General features: G+C 57.3%; 15 protein-coding genes and 3 tRNA genes. 8 read left to right on the forward strand and 10 right to left on the reverse strand.

Going from position 1 to position 16,322, the window contains the following annotated elements:
* Positions 1 to 178 precede the first annotated feature (178 nt).
* Positions 179 to 1,060, forward strand: coding sequence for an autotransporter outer membrane beta-barrel domain-containing protein (locus tag ACR0AY_RS03225; protein WP_480453709.1), 882 nt, complete (start codon positions 179 to 181; stop codon positions 1,058 to 1,060).
* 9 nt (positions 1,061 to 1,069) lie between these two features.
* Here the strand turns inward: ACR0AY_RS03225 and ACR0AY_RS03230 are convergent, their stop codons facing one another.
* On the reverse strand, positions 1,070 to 2,137 hold the full coding sequence (locus ACR0AY_RS03230) for a PA0069 family radical SAM protein (RefSeq protein ID WP_170509689.1): 1,068 nt from the start codon (positions 2,135 to 2,137) through the stop codon (positions 1,070 to 1,072).
* 315 nt (positions 2,138 to 2,452) lie between these two features.
* Here ACR0AY_RS03230 and ACR0AY_RS03235 point away from each other — a divergent pair, with 315 nt between their 5' ends.
* The gene (locus tag ACR0AY_RS03235) at positions 2,453 to 3,151 is read left to right on the forward strand and encodes a corrinoid protein (RefSeq protein WP_170392964.1); all 699 of its coding nucleotides are present in this window, start codon (positions 2,453 to 2,455) and stop codon (positions 3,149 to 3,151) included.
* A 101-nt stretch (positions 3,152 to 3,252) separates the two neighbouring features.
* Positions 3,253 to 3,918, forward strand: a complete 666-nt coding sequence (locus ACR0AY_RS03240; protein ID WP_170509686.1) for a DUF1638 domain-containing protein — start codon at positions 3,253 to 3,255, stop codon at positions 3,916 to 3,918.
* A gap of 3 nt (positions 3,919 to 3,921) precedes the next feature.
* On the opposite strand, the gene ACR0AY_RS03245 is transcribed toward ACR0AY_RS03240, so the two are convergent.
* Positions 3,922 to 4,332 (reverse strand): SufE family protein, encoded by a 411-nt coding sequence (locus ACR0AY_RS03245; protein WP_170392962.1) that lies wholly within the window; start codon positions 4,330 to 4,332, stop codon positions 3,922 to 3,924.
* 141 nt (positions 4,333 to 4,473) lie between these two features.
* On the opposite strand from ACR0AY_RS03245, the gene ACR0AY_RS03250 reads away from it, so the two are divergent.
* Positions 4,474 to 4,998, forward strand: a complete 525-nt coding sequence (locus tag ACR0AY_RS03250) for a hypothetical protein (protein WP_170392961.1) — start codon at positions 4,474 to 4,476, stop codon at positions 4,996 to 4,998.
* On the opposite strand, the gene rnd is transcribed toward ACR0AY_RS03250, so the two are convergent.
* The 3 genes from rnd to purM all read right to left on the reverse strand — a co-directional run bounded on the left by rnd (position 4,995) and on the right by purM (position 7,902).
* The gene (gene rnd / locus ACR0AY_RS03255; RefSeq protein WP_170406001.1) at positions 4,995 to 6,152 is read right to left on the reverse strand and encodes a ribonuclease D; all 1,158 of its coding nucleotides are present in this window, start codon (positions 6,150 to 6,152) and stop codon (positions 4,995 to 4,997) included. The genes ACR0AY_RS03250 and rnd overlap by 4 nt on opposite strands.
* Before the next feature lie 110 nt (positions 6,153 to 6,262).
* On the reverse strand, positions 6,263 to 6,859 hold the full coding sequence (purN, locus tag ACR0AY_RS03260; RefSeq protein ID WP_170509684.1) for a phosphoribosylglycinamide formyltransferase: 597 nt from the start codon (positions 6,857 to 6,859) through the stop codon (positions 6,263 to 6,265).
* Complete coding sequence (purM, locus tag ACR0AY_RS03265) at positions 6,856 to 7,902, reverse strand: phosphoribosylformylglycinamidine cyclo-ligase (RefSeq protein WP_480453711.1); 1,047 nt, start codon at positions 7,900 to 7,902, stop codon at positions 6,856 to 6,858. Before purM ends, purN begins: the two co-directional genes overlap by 4 nt.
* Before the next feature lie 107 nt (positions 7,903 to 8,009).
* Between purM and ACR0AY_RS03270 the strand changes: the two genes are divergently transcribed.
* Positions 8,010 to 8,086 (forward strand) — tRNA-Ile (locus ACR0AY_RS03270).
* Between the two features lie 2 nt (positions 8,087 to 8,088).
* Here the strand turns inward: ACR0AY_RS03270 and ACR0AY_RS03275 are convergent.
* A complete protein-coding gene (locus ACR0AY_RS03275; RefSeq protein ID WP_170509678.1) occupies positions 8,089 to 9,408 on the reverse strand; it encodes an ATP-binding protein in 1,320 nt (439 codons plus the stop codon).
* A 44-nt stretch (positions 9,409 to 9,452) separates the two neighbouring features.
* Here ACR0AY_RS03275 and ACR0AY_RS03280 point away from each other — a divergent pair, with 44 nt between their 5' ends.
* The 3 genes from ACR0AY_RS03280 to ACR0AY_RS03290 all read left to right on the forward strand — a co-directional run bounded on the left by ACR0AY_RS03280 (position 9,453) and on the right by ACR0AY_RS03290 (position 10,707).
* Positions 9,453 to 10,367, forward strand: a complete 915-nt coding sequence (locus ACR0AY_RS03280) for an MBL fold metallo-hydrolase (RefSeq protein ID WP_480453712.1) — start codon at positions 9,453 to 9,455, stop codon at positions 10,365 to 10,367.
* Positions 10,368 to 10,440: 73 nt separating this feature from the next.
* Positions 10,441 to 10,515, forward strand: a tRNA-Asn gene (locus ACR0AY_RS03285).
* A gap of 117 nt (positions 10,516 to 10,632) precedes the next feature.
* Positions 10,633 to 10,707: transfer RNA gene (locus ACR0AY_RS03290), tRNA-Asn, on the forward strand.
* Between the two features lie 18 nt (positions 10,708 to 10,725).
* Here the strand turns inward: ACR0AY_RS03290 and ACR0AY_RS03295 are convergent.
* The 4 genes from ACR0AY_RS03295 to zwf form a co-directional block, all read right to left on the reverse strand.
* Positions 10,726 to 12,345, reverse strand: a complete 1,620-nt coding sequence (locus ACR0AY_RS03295) for a long-chain-fatty-acid--CoA ligase (RefSeq protein ID WP_170509673.1) — start codon at positions 12,343 to 12,345, stop codon at positions 10,726 to 10,728.
* A 106-nt stretch (positions 12,346 to 12,451) separates the two neighbouring features.
* Positions 12,452 to 14,062, reverse strand: a complete 1,611-nt coding sequence (pgi, locus tag ACR0AY_RS03300) for a glucose-6-phosphate isomerase (protein ID WP_170406019.1) — start codon at positions 14,060 to 14,062, stop codon at positions 12,452 to 12,454.
* Positions 14,063 to 14,067: 5 nt separating this feature from the next.
* A complete protein-coding gene (pgl, locus tag ACR0AY_RS03305) occupies positions 14,068 to 14,739 on the reverse strand; it encodes a 6-phosphogluconolactonase (RefSeq protein ID WP_170396937.1) in 672 nt (223 codons plus the stop codon).
* Entirely contained in the window at positions 14,736 to 16,190 is a 1,455-nt protein-coding gene (gene zwf, locus ACR0AY_RS03310; RefSeq protein ID WP_170421852.1) for a glucose-6-phosphate dehydrogenase, read from the reverse strand. Before zwf ends, pgl begins: the two co-directional genes overlap by 4 nt.
* Between the last annotated feature and the right edge of the window lie 132 nt (positions 16,191 to 16,322).

Here is a 16,322-nt window from a genome sequence, read left to right on the forward strand (position 1 = left end):
TGGCGTTACCAAAATGAGACCGTTCGAAACCAATCGTAAATGACTGTTTCGATGCATCTTTCCGCACTGCCTCAGTCCGCCTAATGTTGCCGCGTCCGGCGAATAGTGTTTGGTTCTCATGCGTTTAATCCTATTGTTCATTATGTTGCTAATTGCGCAATCGGCATCCGCTCAAAGCGTGCTGGAACGTGCTTTTGAGAAGCAGCAGCAGGAAAACGCCGCCGGGTCGCTGGCAATCTTAGGGCTAGCAGGCATCCCGGATGATTCTGCCAGCGCAATCTCGCTGCAATCAAATACAGACAATCGCGATTACGATTTCAAATCCGCCCAGCTGGGCGGCGGGTTTCGCCTTGCTGAGGGCGTGCCGATCTATCTTGAGGGGTATATAGGCTACGCGCGCTATGACCCCGTTCTGACCTTCAGCGGCACCGGAGACACCACGCGTATTCCGCTGAAATGGACCAGCCTCGCCCTGACCGGCGGTGTCGGCTATCAGTTCGACATCGGCGAGTATTGGAAAATGACCCCGATGGCCCATATCTCGGTCGGGCGTACGCAATCCGACGCATCTGTCGGTGCGCAAGCCATCGCCAACCGCCTGGGGCTTGATCGAGACTTTCTCGAAAGCGGCGGCATCTGGGCTGGTGGCGCAGGCGGATCGATGACGGTCTCGTACGAGAAAGCTCTGTCCAACGACCGGGAATTCGAGGCAAGCCTGCGCTATACCCATATCGAATACTGGCCTATCGGAGACAACGAGGACCTGTTGGTTGAATCAACTGCCGCAAATGCAGTTCTGTGGTCACGCTACCGCTTTCCAACTGGAAAACGCATGTTCGGTCGCCCGGTCCGCTGGGTGGGCGATCTGTCCCTGTCCTATCTGATCGGGGATCAGTCACTTGTATTGGGCACCGACTGGCTGGCCCGCGTAGGTGGCGGGATCGAGGTTGATCTGTCCGACACATGGGTGCCTTGGGTATCAACGACACGGTTTATGGTCCGTTATTACGGCAGCGATACGGTTAACGGATTCTCCGCCGGGATTGGCATCAGTTTCTGAACAAAGGTTTCAGAACAAAGCCAGCTGATCACCGGGCTGAGGTGGCGGCGCAAAAGCCGCACAGTTTAGTGGCGGCATATCAGTCGACAGCCCGAGACGTTTGACTGCGGCCTTGAACCGTTGCGCAATCATCTCGGCATAGGTCCCTTCGCCCCGCATGCGGTGGCCCCATCGGGGATCATACTCCCTACCCCCATGCATTTCGCGCAGCCGTGCCATCACCTTCTCAGCCCTGCCCGGCTGATGTTCGATCAGCCACTCGCGCCAGAGCGCGGATACTTCACGCGGAAGCCGCAGCATGATCCAGCTTGCAGCATCGGCGCCAGCCTGCTTTCCGGCCTCCAACAGGTTTTCCAATTCATGATCGGTTAAACCGGGAATCACCGGAGACGTCATAACGCGCACTGGCACGCCAGCCTCGGTCAGGTTGCGGATCATTCCGAGCCTGCGCTGTGGTGAAGGCGCCCGGGGTTCCATCCGCCGGGAAAGATCCCGGTCCAATGTGGTCAGCGAAATGCCAACCCGGACAAGACCATTGCTGGCCATCGGTGCCAGAATATCAAGATCACGCTCGATCAGAGTCCCCTTGGTCACAATACCGACCGGATGTTGAAAATCTCTCAGAACCTTTAGACAGCTTCTTGTTATCTTGCGTTTTTTTTCGATCGGCTGATAGGGGTCGGTGTTGGTGCCCAGTGCAATCGTGGCCACCTTGTAAGAACGTGCCGAGAGTTCGCGACGCAATAGCTCAGCCGCATTGGGTCGCGCAACAAGGCGGGTTTCGAAATCCAAACCCGGAGACAACCCCAGATACGCATGCGTTGGCCGAGCAAAGCAATACACGCATCCATGCTCGCAGCCCCGATATGGGTTTATGGATCGGTCAAAAGGTAGGTCCGGCGACTTGTTATAGGTGATCAGATTGCGCGCCATTTCTTCCCGAACTTCGGTCCGCAACGGGGGCAGTTCGTCTGGCAAATCCCAGCCATCTTCGGTCAACTCGGTTGTAAACCTCTCGAATCGACCTGCTTCGTTTGAGGTTGCTCCGCGCCCAGGGCTTTTGATGGCAGCAGTCATTTGTTCGCCTTTTGTTCCTATCACTAGATGTAGTTAAAACCAGTTTCACTGGCAAGATTCATGTTTCGATTCCCAAAAATCATCAGATGCTCGAAACCGGCGACGCATTAGACTGCAGGTGAATTTACCGTGGCTAATGAAACCAATGCAGGATGATCTTGCAAAATTCGATGTCGCTGAGTGCGAATATTCGGCCTATAGGTCGGTCTCAGAACGACCTAGGTCGCAATCGTCACAGTAGACCTGCGACGAAATGGCCAAAACGGTGAAAATGCCACCACGGGCCGCAGGCCCGCACAGCTCAGGGAAATACCCATGTCTGATGAAGAAGACATCGTCCTGTCCGAACTGAATGACGACGAACTCGTCGAACAGATGTTCGATGACCTTTATGACGGCCTGAAGGAAGAGATCGAAGAAGGTGTGAACATCCTGCTCGAGCGCGGATGGCAACCCTATGACATCCTGACCAAAGCGCTGGTTGGCGGCATGACAATTGTCGGCCATGACTTCCGCGACGGCATCCTGTTCGTGCCTGAGGTTCTGCTGGCGGCCAACGCCATGAAAGGCGGTATGGCGATCCTGAAGCCTCTGCTGGCTGAAACTGGTGCTCCGCGCGTTGGCAAGATGGTGATCGGCACCGTAAAGGGCGACATCCATGACATCGGCAAGAACCTTGTTGCGATGATGATGGAAGGCGCCGGGTTCGAAGTTGTTGATATCGGCATTAACAACCCGGTCGAGAACTACCTCGAAGCGCTGGAAAACGAACAGCCCGACATTCTGGGCATGTCCGCTCTGCTGACGACGACGATGCCTTATATGAAGGTCGTGATCGACACGTTGGTCGAACAAGGCCTGCGTGATGAGTACACCGTTCTGGTTGGCGGCGCTCCGCTGAACGAAGAGTTCGGCAAGGCGATCGGCGCTGACGGTTATTGCCGCGACGCAGCCGTGGCGGTGGAAATGGCCAAGGACTTCATGTCGCGCAAGCACAACCAACTGGCTGGCTAAGGCGCGAGATCATATCGTGAGACAGGCCGTCCTTTTTGGGGCGGCCTTTTTTGTCCGAACCTCGGGCACATATATAGCTAAAGACCAGCCAGAGAGATCAGATGACCGACTCAAACATGCCAGATGATGACAGCCTGACCCGTCAGGGCTATGTCGCACCGCACAGCACCGAGTCAATTCTTCTGATCGCATGCGGCGCACTGGCGCGCGAGATTTTGGACCTGAAAGAACGGAACGGCTGGGATCACATGGCGCTGACTTGCCTGCCCGCCATTTTGCATGTGCACCCGGAAAAGATCACACAGGCGGTCGAGGATGCGGTTGCCAAGCATCGGGGCTCATATGACCGGATCTACGTTGTCTATGCCGATTGCGGAACCGGTGGCTTGTTACAGGCAGCATGCGAGCGGCTGGGGGTCGAGATGATCCAAGGGCCCCATTGCTATTCTTTCTTCGAGGGCAATTTGGCCTTTGCCGCGCATGGCGACGATGAAACCACCGCTTTTTATCTGACAGATTTCCTTGCGCGGCAGTTTGATGCGTTTGTCTGGAAACCGCTGGGTCTGGACCGGCATCCTGAATTGCGAGAGATGTATTTCGGCAATTACACCAAGCTCGTCTATCAAGCACAAACTGATGATCCCAACCTCACTCGCCGCGCGCAGGAGTGTGCCGAACGGATGGGGCTGGAATTCGAACGTCGGCAAACCGGCTATGGCGATTTGGAAACCACGCTTGCTGACTGGGCAGCGCGCAAATCCACCTAAAAGTCAGGCGCTGGCCAATGCCACTTCGCGAATACGTTCTATCATAGCGCGTAACCCGTTCGAACGTTGGGCAGACAAATGATCCTGCAACCCCAGTCGCGCGAGTTCTCCACCGGCATCAACACTGGGCACCTCGGCCACCGGCAAGCCGTTATACAGGCTACGCAGAACCGCAATCAGGCCCCGAACAATCAGGGCATCGCTGTCACCGTCAAAGCGGAATTGACCGCCCTCAATGGTTGGATGCAGCCAGACCTGACTGGCGCAACCATTCACCTTGGTCGCAGGGACTTTGAATGCATCATCCAGAGGCTCCATCGCTTTGCCCTGCTCGATCACATGGCGATAGCGGTCTTCCCAGTCCTCCAGGAACTCGAAATCCTCGACTATCTCTTCGAAGGCTGGCGTTGCCATATCGGGTCCGTCCTTGCGTTACGCATTCACAATTGTGAACTATGCTCAGCGCTACCGACTGTCCAGTCCCCAGCGTGGCTTTTCAAACGATCGAATTTGCGTTAACCCGATGCAGGTAAAGTTGCACAAAGTACTGGGTCCATGCACAAAACTCTGCCTGTTCTGATGATCTTCACAATGGCTCTGTCCGCTTGTAGCAACTGGAGCAACTCAAGCGCGAATCCATCGAACTGGTTTGGCAGCAGCACACCCAGCCCATCCGAAGTATCAGCCGATGACGCCAATGCATTGGTTCCCGAAAATGCCGACAAAAAAGGCCTGTTCGAGCGTCCGGACGCCGAGGATAACAGCGTTCCAATCGCCGTGATCAACGAATTGCGGATCGACCCAACCTCGACGGGCGCAATCATCTATGCGGCTGGCACAGCCATTCGACAGGGTGCGTTCAACGCACAGCTCGCGCGCGTAAGATCTGAAGAACTCAGCAAAAATGGCGTTATGGAGTTCACCTTCCGCGTGGACTACCCGGACTACGCCACTGCGCAGGGCACCGAACGGTCGCGGATGGTTTCAGAGGCCGTCAATGTAAGCCGGAAAGAACTGGAAGGCATTCGTTTAGTTCGGGTCAAGGGCCAGCAGAACGCGTTGGAATCTCGTCGCCGTTAAAGCGAGACAACTTGCACGGCCTGTCCCTTGGCGGCCAAAGCAATCTTGCCTTCGCAAAGCTTCAGCGCGTCCTCGCCAAAAACCTCGAACCGCCAACCGGACATGGCGGGAACTTCTCGTTCGCCTGCAGCGATCTGATCCAATTCCGCGCTGGAGGCGATCAATTTTGCGGCAACGCCTGCGCTTTCGGTCTTTGATTTCAAAAGAACGCGCAGCAAATCTGCAAGTGCCGGGTTGACCTTCAGTTTGTCGCGGCTGTTGTCAATTTTCGGCAATCGGTCTTGCGGGCAACCTACGCCCCGTTTTACCGCCTCCAGAATGCCTTCTGCGATCGCCCCTTTGCGCGCTTCGCGCAGCAACAAGCGCGACCCGCCCAGATCAGAGGGCGTCTTGGGCTTGGTCGAGGCCATCTCGATCAACGCATCGTCTTTGAACACACGGCTTCGTGGCACATTGTTCTCTTGCGCATAGGCCTCACGGAACTGCGCCAGCTCTCGAACCACGGCCAGAAACTTGGCAGAGTTGGTCCGCGTTTTGACCCGCCGCCACGCCTCTTCCGGGCGAATGTCATATGTCTCGGGTCGGGTCAGTATGCGAAGCTCTTCTGCGACCCAGTGATCCCGGCGCGACTTCTTAAGTTCTGCAGCCAGATGCTCATAGATTTTCCGAAGATGGGTTACATCTGCCAGTGCGTATGTTTTCTGCGCATCCGTCAGAGGGCGCCGTGACCAGTCGGTGAAGCGAGAAGTTTTATCGACCCCTTCCTTGCAGATCTTACGGACCAGAGTTTCATAGCCAACCTGTTCACCAAAACCGCAGACCATCGCAGCGACCTGAGTATCAAACAACGGAGTCGGAAAGACGCCCGCGTCGACCCAAAAAATTTCAAGATCCTGCCGCGCGGCGTGGAAAACCTTGACCACGCTTTCGTCGCTGAACAGCTGGTACAAAGGCTCCAGCGACATGCCGTCAGCCAATGGATCAACCAGAACGGCGCTGTCTTCATCTTCCGATGGCACCGCAAGCTGCACCAGACAGAGTTTCGAATAATAGGTCCGTTCGCGCAGAAATTCGGTATCTACAGTGACATAAGGATATTGTGCAGCAGCCGAGCAGAATGCGGCCAGCTCTTGCGTCGTCGTCAGGGTTTTCATGCGCGGTGCTGTTCTTGCTTTTGGTTATTGTGACTGCCCGTGCCGTCCTCGTCCCGAGCGATATGCGACCATAAGACGAATAACCTTTGCGTGTAAATCACCCCGCCGCGTTAGGGCAGAAGAACTGGGTCTTTGTTGCCCATACAATAACGGCGAAGCACGGCAGGGTAGAGTTTGTGCTCCCAGGTCAACACGCGGGCGGCGAGCTCCTCAGGCGTGTCCCCTACCCGTACACCCACGCGCGCCTGACCCAGAATCGGTCCGTCATCCAACGCGGCAGTAACTTCGTGAACGGTGCAGCCATGTTCGGCGTCGCCTGCTTCAATTGCGCGTGCATGGGTGTTCAAACCCTTGTACTTAGGCAAAAGCGATGGGTGGATGTTCAGCATCCGGCCCTGGAAACGCGATACAAATTCACCCGTCAATACACGCATGAAACCGGCCAGACAGACAACATCCGGCCGGGCTGCCATAAGCGGTTTAAGCAGTTCTGCCTCAAACGCAGCGCGATCTTTGCCAAAGGGCTTGTGGTCGACGGCTGCGGTCGGAATTCCGCGCTGTGCAGCTTTCTTCAGCCCTCCGGCATTTGCGTCGTTCGACAATACCAGACATGGTCGGCCTGGATGATCGCCATTCATGCTGTCGACCAGCGACAGCATGTTCGATCCGCCCCCGGAGATCAGGATCGCGACGCGCTTGTGGCTCACAGCAGTTTGCCTGAATAGGCCACACCCGGCGCTGCGGTGACCGTTCCGATGCGCGCAACGGATTCGCCTGCCTCTGCAAGCAGTGTTGTAAGATCATCTGCCTGATCTGCAGCGCAGACAACAATCATGCCGATGCCGCAGTTGAAGGTCTTCAACATCTCGGACTCGGCGATGCCACCGGTCTCGGCCATCCATTTGAACACAGGCGGCAAGTCCCAAGCACTCAAATCAATCTCGGCCCCGAGCCCTTCGGGCAATACGCGCGGCAGATTTTCGGTGAGGCCGCCGCCGGTTATATGGGCAAGCGCGCGAACGCCGCCAGCCCGGATCGCCTGCAGCGCTGGTTTCACATACAGCCGCGTGGGGGTCAGCAGAGCCTCACCCAATGTTCCGCCACCGAAAGGCGACTCTTCCTCCCAGCCCAGCCCGGACATTTCAACCAGTTTGCGCACCAGCGAATAGCCGTTGGAATGCACCCCGTTCGAAGCCAGCCCCAGCAGGACATCACCCTGTTCAACGCCCTCGGGCAATGCGGCCCCGCGTTCCATGGCACCAACCGAGAAACCGGCCAGATCGAAATCGCCGTCAGGGTACATACCCGGCATCTCGGCGGTTTCACCACCAATCAGGGCGCAGCCAGATTGGACACACCCCTCGGCAATTCCTTCGATAATCCGCGCGGCAGTATCGTTGTCCAGCTTACCGGTGGCAAAATAATCCAGGAAAAACAGCGGCTCAGCACCTTGGCAGATCAGATCGTTGACGCACATCGCCACCAGATCGATTCCCACGCCATCGACAACGCCGGTATCAATTGCGATCCGCAGCTTGGTGCCCACACCATCGGTTGCGCCCACCAGAACCGGGTCTTTATAGCCAGCCGCTTTCAGGTCGAACAGAGCGCCAAACCCGCCTAGCCCGCTCATCACGCCCGAACGGTTGGTGCGCTTGGCGGCAGGCTTGATCCGATCGACCAGAGCGTTGCCTGCGTCGATATCTACACCTGCGTCGGCATAGGTGATTCCGTTCTTGCCCGCTGTCATGGCCAATCCCTCATGAGTGCTTTGCGCGCGGGTTATTCGATTGTGGGCCATGTTGCAACGGTCAGGCTTGACGCGGGCTGCCATCGTGATAGGCAAAGCCCTCAGGCGGGCCTGTAGCTCAATTGGTTAGAGCAGAGCGCTCATAACGCTTTGGTTGGGGGTTCGAGTCCCTCCGGGCCTACCAAATCACCGTCCAATCACGATATCCGCGCTTAATCCGCCCAGCCTTTCGCTGCTGCCCAGTCGCAGAATACCACCATGTACGCGGGCGATATCGGCAACAATCGCAAGGCCCAAACCCACGCCAGTGCCCTGATTCTGGTTTCGCGCCGGATCAAGTCGCGTGAAGGGTTTGACGGCCTCGGTGCGTTGTTCGATCGGGATACCGGGGCCGTCATCTTCAACCCGAATGCGTAGTGACTTTGGCGTCATCGAAAGGCTGACCTCGGCGCGTGAACCATAGCGATTCGCGTTTCCAATCAGATTCTCTACTGCCCTGCGCATGGCCGATGGGCGCAGCATTGCCGTTCCACGCCCCTCGACCGAGATTAGTTCAACGTGCTGGCCCGCGCGCTGTGCATCGTCAACGATTTGGCTCAGCCAGTTTTCGGGTTCAATCTCTTCGGGTGCGCTCTCTGCAGCGCCACGCGAGAAGTCCAAGAATGCATCCAGCAGCGATTGCATCTCGTCCACGTCTTGCAACAACGGTGCGGCCTCGTCCTCGGGCAACATAGCTAATCCAAGTTTCAGACGCGTCAGAGGTGTGCGCAGATCGTGGCTGACCCCCGACAACATGAGCGTGCGCTGCTCAATCTGCCGCTCGATTCGGGCGCGCATGTCAACGAAGGCATTGCCCGCAGCGCGTACCTCGATTGCGCCACCGGGTGAATAAGGCACGACCCGCCCGCGACCAAAGGCCTGCGCCGCGTCCGCAAGGCGCGTGATCGGGCGCAACTGATTGCGCATGTAGAGAAACGAGATCGTTGTCATCAGAGCCGCAAAGAACACCATCGTCACAATCAGCTGATGCGGTGCAGTCGGCGACAGGCGTCGGCGATCAAACTCTAGCTCAAGCATGCCCAGATTGGTTGCCAGAAAAAGACTCACTTCCTGTCCATTTGGCAGAGCCACATACTGGGTATCAGGCAACAAGCTGCGCATTTCCGCATCCACCTGCGGGGCAATGAAATCGTACCATCGACGCGGACTGTTTTTCGGCTCTTCATTCGGCGGCAGAAAACGGGCGGTCATGTTCAAGACCGACAAGTCCTGCCGCGCAGCTGCCAATGCCTGCTGCTGGGTTTCCGCACCCTCCATCACGTCCAGCACCAGTGTCACCTCGCGCGCCGCCGTGCGGGTCATCTGGGCGGTCACTTCTTCAAGATGTTTTTGCAAAAAGGCAATCGCCACCACCAAAAGCACGACAATGACCGGCAGTACCAGAATGAGTGCGGCACGCGCATATAGGCTGCGCGGCATATAGGGTTTGAGCCATTGGGTCGACATGCGCTAAACCTAGCGGGCTGCCCGGGCAAGAGGAAGAGGTCAGAATGCAAGCCCCCGACGATTTCAACCCTCTCCCTGGACAGGTTGCCGTGCTTGCCCCGGGGCTAAGGCGCATTCTTGCGCCCAATCCCTCGCCAATGACTTATCGTGGTACGAATACCTACCTTCTGGGCGATGAGGACATTGCTGTCATCGACCCTGGGCCATTGAGTGATGCGCATTTGCAAGCCATCGTTGATGCGCTGGAACCCGGGCAGCGGATCAGCCACATATTTGTTACGCACACCCATCTGGATCACTCGCCTTTGGCCGCCCCGCTCGCATCCCGCACCGGCGCTCCGATTCTGGCTTTTGGTGGTCCGCAAGCTGGACGCAGCGAAATCATGACCGAACTGGCCCAGAACGGGCTTGCCGGAGGTGGTGAGGGAATCGATGCCGATTTCCGCCCTGATATCGAGCTTGAAGACGGTGAACGCGTCGCGGCAGAAGGCTGGCAACTCGAAGTGATCCACACACCCGGCCATCTGGGCAACCATATCGCGCTGGCCTGGGGAGATATCTGCTTTACGGCTGATCACGTCATGGGTTGGGCCAGTTCTCTGGTCTCGCCCCCGGACGGAGACCTGACGGATTTCATGGCAGCCTGTCGCCGCCTGCGTGCGCGCGAGTGGTCGGTTTTTCATCCGGGCCATGGTGCCCCTATCGCGAATCCTGCCAAGCGCCTGGATTGGCTGATAGACCACCGCTTGCAGAGAGAAGCACAGATACTCGACGCCTTGGGAAGTGGCCCAGCAACGGCCCAACAGCTTGCCCAGCGAATCTATACCGAAACCCCCGCCGCGCTGCTTCCCGCGGCCGAGCGTAATGTCTTTGCCCATCTGGTGGATCTGACCGGTAGATCCCGTGTGGCGCCCTTGGGGGATCTGTCAGTTGCGTCTCGTTTCAAGCGCATCGCGTGAATCGGAAAAAATTGGCGGCCCGTGCGCTTCCCCTCTGGACGCCGAAAATACGGGTTGTTATACGCCCCTCAGTTCCGGCGTAGCTCAGCGGTAGAGCAGTTGACTGTTAATCAATTGGTCGTAGGTTCGATCCCTACCGCCGGAGCCAAATCACACCAAATTCTTCATAATTAGCTGCGTGAGCCACGGCGAAGTTTTTTCGCAGAAAAAACTCCACTACCCCACTGGACGCCGCAATTTGAGGTTGCTATACGGCGCGAACCGTTCCGGCGTAGCTCAGCGGTAGAGCAGTTGACTGTTAATCAATTGGTCGTAGGTTCGATCCCTACCGCCGGAGCCATTCTTCCCAAACTGGCACTTATCCCATTAGCGCATCGCTGAAATCCGAGCGCAACGTGCGTTTCAGGACCTTTCCGGTCGCGTTAAGGGGCAAGGCATCAACGAACACGACCTTGTCGGGTACCTGCCATTTTGCGATTTTGCCGTCGAAGAATGCCAACAAATCCTGCTCGGTCGGTTCTTCGCCCTCGGCCTTCACTGCTACCAAAAGCGGGCGTTCGTCCCATTTCGGATGCGGCACGCCCACAACGGCAGCCGTCGCTAGTTGAGGGTGTGCGACCGCGATATTCTCCAACTCGACAGAGCTGATCCATTCACCCCCCGATTTGATGATGTCCTTCGATCGGTCGCGGATGGTCATGTACCCATCCGGGTCCAGTGTGGCAACGTCGCCAGTCGCGAACCAGCCATCCTGCAACAAGGCCTCATCCTGCATGTGGAAGTAGCTGTCCAGCACCCAATGGCCGCGCACCATCAGATCGCCCTGCGTTTCACCGTCATGAGGAAGATCGTTGCCATCATCATCAACAATTTTCAGTTCAACCCCAAAGGGCGGGCGGCCTTGGTTTTCGCGCAGCTTGTGCTGTGCCTCCATGGGCATGTCCAGATGTTTGGCCATCGGATAGTTCGTCGTGCCCAGCGGGCTCATTTCGCTCATGCCCCAGGCGTGGACGGTATCGACGCCATAAGTTTCGCGGAACGTTTCAATCATTGAGGGCGGGCATGCCGCACCACCGATTACAGTACGATTGAGGCTTTTCAACTTGGTCCCGCATGTCGCGGCATGGGCCAGCAGACCTTGCCAAATGGTCGGTACGCCCATCGCCAGCGTGACACCATATGTGTCGATCAGATTGACCAATGCCTCGCCATGCAATCCCGGCCCCGGCATCACCATTCGCGAACCAGACATAGCGCTGGCATAGGGCGAGCCCCAAGCGTTGACGTGGAACATTGGCACCACCGGCATCACCACATCTATGGCGGAATAGCCGATTACGTCGCGCGTGTTCGACGCGAAGCTATGCAGAACTGTAGAGCGGTGGGAATAGAGAACGCCTTTGGGGTTCCCAGTGGTACCCGAAGTATAACAGAGGCTGGAGGCAGTGTTTTCATCAAAGCTGGGCCACGCGTAGTCTGTATCACCGGCTTCAATCATCTCGTCATAAAAAACCAACCCCGGCACCTGAGACAGCGCAGCCTCGTCCCGCGCACCCATCAGCACATAGTACTGCACCTCAGTCAGATGCTCTTGCAGCGCGGCGACCAAAGGCAGGAAGGTCGCATCGAAAAACAGGACCCGGTCCTGCGCGTGGTTGATTATATAGGTTAGTTGTTCGGGAAACAGACGCGGGTTTATCGTGTGGCAGACAAAGCCCGCGCCGGACACTGCATAGTAGATCTCAAGGTGGCGGCGGTTATTCCAGGCCAGCGTGCCCACGCGATCCTGCGGTTGCAGCCCCAGCTTTTCCAAAGCCGAAGCCATCCGTCGGGCGTTCTGCGCGATCCCGGACCAATTTGTCTCGGTCACGGTTCCGTCGGTCTCGACCGAGATGATCTCGGTCTGCCCGTGATAACGTTCAGCATGTTCAATCAGCGACGAAATCAGCAAAGGCTGCGTCATCATCTGTCCCAGCATGGACATTCCTCCCATCGTCAGCGCTTGGCCGCGCCGTTATGTCTTGGCAACAACCCTGCCAAGAATTCAATTGTCTGACAATAAGAGAGTGCGGCAGGGTGCCGCGTCAACCGCGATGTCGCAATGCGTATCCAACCAGCGCCGAGGTCGAGCCATCTTTGCCATCGGCGCTGACCTCACCGTCCACGATCGGTCCCAGAGACGTTGCCAGTTCCTTGCCCAGCTCAACACCCCACTGATCGAACGAGTTGATTCCAAGCAGCACGCCTTCGACAAACACACGGTGTTCATAAAGCGCAATGATTTGACCCAGCACAAACGGGGTAAGCTGCGGATAGATCAGCGTGGTTGACGGGCGGTCGCCCGAAAACACACGATGGCGTGCCTGACGCTCCAACTCGTCGCCTGTCAGGCCCTTTTCGGCCATGCGTGCGCGTGCAACATCCAGCGACCGACCCCGCATTAGCGCTTCGGACTGGGCCAAGCAATTGGCCAATAGAAGGCGATGATGATGGGCCAGTTCCGGCTCATGCCCGTTTGCCGCCACCATGAATTCGCAGGGGATCACATCGGTGCCCTGATGGATCAACTGATAAAATGCATGCTGCCCATTTGTGCCGGGTTCGCCCCAGACAACCGGACCTGAAGGCATGGTCAGCGCGCTGCCATCCATCGCGACGGATTTACCGTTCGATTCCATCTCAAGCTGTTGGAAATAGGCAGGCAGGCGAAGCAGACGCTGATCATATGGCAGAACTGCGCGGCTGGCATGCCCAAGCACCTGACGATGCCAGACCCCCACAAGCGCCAGCATAACTGGCAGATTTTCTGCCCATTCGGCGGATTGAAAGTGCAGATCCATCGCCTGACCGCCCCGTAGAAACGCGTCAAACGCGTTCGAGCCAACGGCGATCATTACCGGCAGTCCGACCGGCCCCCAGACCGAGTACCGCCCGCCGACCCAATCCGCGAAGCCAAACACCCGCGACTCGGGAATCCCGAAGGCCTGAGTCTTGTCAACAGCGCTGGAGACCGCTGCGAATTGCCGCGCCGGATCACCACCACCATCGACCATCCAAGCCCGCGCCGTGCGTGCATTGGTCATCGTCTCGATGGTCGTAAAGGTCTTCGAAGCGACAATCACCAGAGTCCGTGTCGGATCAAGCGGGCGCAGCGTATCCGCAATATGCGCACCATCCACGTTTGAGACATAATGCAGCCTTGGCCCGTCGTGATAAGGTGCCAAGGCATGCGTCGCCATCACCGGCCCAAGGTCCGAGCCGCCGATGCCAATGTTGACCACATCCGTAAAGCTGCCCCCTGCCCCTTTGATCGCCCCGCCACGCACTTCTTCGGCAAAGACGCGCATTCGCTGCAAAGTGCCCAGTACGTCCGGCATTACATCCTGACCATCGACCTCGACCGGGCCTCCGTCGAGATTGCGTAGCGCGGTATGCAATACAGCCCGGCCTTCGGTTTCGTTGATCTTTTCACCGGAGAACATCGCGGCCCGACGCTCTGCCAATTCGACTTGATCGCAAAGCTGGATCAGTGCCGCGCGGATATCTTCGTCGATTTGTGTCTTCGAATAGTCAAACAGCAGATCTCCGGTCGAAGCCGAGAAACCCTGCGCCCGGTTTGGATCGGCGTCAAACAGATCGAGTATCCGACGGCCCGTCTGTGTGGCTGCGAGTGAGTTCAATTGATCCAGCTGCATCGTGATTACTCCGCCCAATGTACGGTCATGCCGCTGAGCACGGCCGCGATCGGAGCTTCCTCGGGTGGCAGTGACATGGCACGATCCAGGGCATTCCGTTTAGTTTCTCCGAATATGACGAGATGCTTGGACAAAGCGCCGTCCAGAACCGGACCCGTCAGCGTGATACGCGCTTCGGGCTGCACGTCGGTCCGCGCTACCGCCAGTGTCGGGGCGTTGTTGTTCAGAGCAGCAGACAAGCCCTGCATCCCCGGAAAGAGCGAGGCGGTATGCATGTCCTCACCCATACCTAGCACCAGAACCGATAGCGGCAGATGCGGGTTAATCAGGCTTTCGATCTCGGGCAAAACCGCCTCAGGCTCATGTTCCGCAACATAGAGCGGCATGTATTGTGCAATGGATGCGCGACTGGTCAGCAACCGTTCCCGGATCAACCTCTCGTTCGAACGCTCGTGATCACCCGGCACGCATCTTTCATCGGTCGGCAGTATGTGCACACGATCCCATTCCAGATCAGCAGCGCACAATCCATCAAAGATCGGCCCCGGTGTGGTTCCGCCCGGAACAGCCAACGAGACAGTATCATGATGTAGCAATGCGGCCTCAAGATCTCCAGCCAATGCATTCGCGACATCAATCGCCAGCATGTCGCGATCGGCGTATTCTTTGATATTCATGGATTTATTCCTTGCCAGCGGCGGTGGTCTCGTTTCATCAGCAACTCGGCGTCGCCCGGGCCGGTGCTGCCGTTTTCATAGGGTTTGGGAACATCACCGCGCGCCTCCCAGCCCGCGATAATCGGATCGGTCCAGGCCCATGCGGCTTCTACTTCATCGCCGCGCATGAACAGGGTTTGGTTGCCGCGAATGACATCCATCACCAGCCGCTCATAAGCGTCGGGTGGGTCCTGGTTTTCAGGCCCAAGCGCTTCGGCAAAGCTCATGTCCAGCGGAACGTCAACCAGACGCATGCCTCCCTGCCCCGGCTCTTTGATAGTCACTTTCAAAGTGATGCCTTCATTGGGCTGCAACCGGATCGACAGGGCATTCGCATGACGCCCGGCCTCTTCGCCAAAAATCGAATGCGGAGCATCCTTGAACATCACATTGATGACCGAGGACCGCGCCACCAGCTCTTTGCCCGTGCGCAGATAGAACGGTGTGCCCGCCCAACGCCAATTGCTGATATGTGCGCGCAATGCGATGTAGCTTTCCGTCGTCGTCCTTTGATTGCCGACAACTTCACGATACCCCCGGCCATCGGCACCGCCTGCAAACTGACCTCGTACGATATGGTGCGGCTCAACCGAATCCAACGCGCGTATGACCTTGAGTTTCTCATCGCGCACCGCGTCCGGGTCAAATTTTGCGGGTGGTTCCATCGCGATCAGACACAAAAGCTGCATCAGATGGTTCTGCATCATGTCGCGCATGGCGCCGGCGCGCTCGTAATATTCTTCACGACCGTCAATGCCGACGGTCTCGGCCACAGTGATCTGAATGTGATCGACATACTGGCTGTTCCAAAGCGGTTCGAACAGCATGTTGCCGAACCGAACGGCCATCAGATTCTGAACGGTTTCCTTACCCAGATAATGATCGATCCGATAGATTTGCCCTTCGTCAAAATGCGCCGCCAGTGTCGCATTCAACGCGCGTGCACTTTCCAGATCGTGCCCAAAAGGCTTTTCGACGACGATACGGGTTTGCGGGTTGGCCAGATTGTGCGCCCTGATTTGTTCGGCCAGCGGGCCAAACAAACGGGGGCCTACCGAGAAATAGAAGGCCCTGATACGATCCGCATTCAGCATTTCGGCCAACTGGGCCCAACCATCTTCGGACAAAGCGTCAAGCGGGACATACTCCACGCGCTGAAGAAAACCGTTCACAGCCTCCTGATCTTTTGCCCGCTTCGGTGCGTGCTGGCGCAACGATTCGGCCACCATTTCGCGAAAGCCATCAACGGTCAGAGCGCCCCGCGCTGCGCCGATGATCCGGGTGGCCTCGGGCCACTGCCCGGCGCAGTAACGCCGAAACAGGGCCGGAACAATCTTGCGCTGTGCCAGATCGCCGGTTCCGCCGAATATGACCAGATCAAATGGGTCAACAGGTATGACACGAGAAACCATGGCTTTTCCTTACCTTGCCGCTTGGGGCATGTCCAATGTTAGCGCAACCAATCAGCAACTTTCTTCCCACATCAAAACTCTGTCAGCGAGGGGTAGATACTCTTAACTAAACCGGCACAAACGGTTAAGTCG

The sequence above is a fragment of the Ruegeria sp. A5 genome, assembly GCF_056543005.1.